The sequence below is a fragment of the Streptomyces fumanus genome, assembly GCF_014655295.1.
Lineage (GTDB): Bacteria > Actinomycetota > Actinomycetes > Streptomycetales > Streptomycetaceae > Streptomyces > Streptomyces fumanus.
This window is the reverse complement of sequence record NZ_BNBI01000042.1, coordinates 1-785: the sequence shown is the minus strand read 5'-3', so window position 1 is coordinate 785 and position 785 is coordinate 1. Positions and strand designations below refer to the sequence as shown.

The following is a 785-nucleotide window of genomic DNA, read 5'->3' as shown; positions in this document are numbered from 1 at the left end:
ATCATCTGCATGCGCGCGCCCGGCATGACGATGTTCCGGATGCCGATCTTCACCTGGAACGTGCTGCTGACCGGTGTGCTGGTGCTGCTGGCCTTCCCGGTGCTGGCGGCGGCGCTGTTCGCGCTGGAGGCGGACCGCAAGTTCGGTGCCCACGTCTTCGACCCGGCCAACGGCGGATCGCTGCTGTGGCAGCACCTGTTCTGGTTCTTCGGCCACCCCGAGGTGTACATCATCGCGCTGCCGTTCTTCGGCATCGTCAGTGAGATCATCCCGGTCTTCTCCCGCAAGCCGATCTTCGGCTACATGGGCCTGATCGGCGCGACCATCGCGATCGCGGGTCTGTCGGTGACGGTGTGGGCGCACCACATGTACGTCACGGGCGGTGTGCTGCTGCCGTTCTTCTCCTTCATGACGTTCCTCATCGCCGTCCCGACCGGTGTGAAGTTCTTCAACTGGGTCGGCACGATGTGGAAGGGCTCGCTCTCCTTCGAGACGCCGATGCTGTGGTCCACCGGCTTCCTGATCACCTTCCTCTTCGGTGGTCTGACCGGTGTGCTGCTGGCGGCCCCGCCGCTGGACTTCCACGTCTCGGACTCGTACTTCGTGGTGGCGCACTTCCACTACGTCGTCTTCGGCACGGTCGTCTTCGCGATGTTCGCCGGCTTCCACTTCTGGTGGCCGAAGTGGACCGGCAAGATGCTCGACGAGCGGCTCGGCAAGATCACGTTCTGGACGCTGTTCATCGGCTTCCACGGCACCTTCCTGGTCCAGCACTGGCTGGGCGC

1 protein-coding gene is annotated in these 785 nt (G+C 64.1%); it reads left to right on the top strand.

The genetic code is table 11. The features are described from left to right. Positions 1–785 (top strand): cbb3-type cytochrome c oxidase subunit I (locus IE316_RS35205; RefSeq protein WP_190208641.1); only part of this gene is annotated, 785 nt, incomplete at both ends.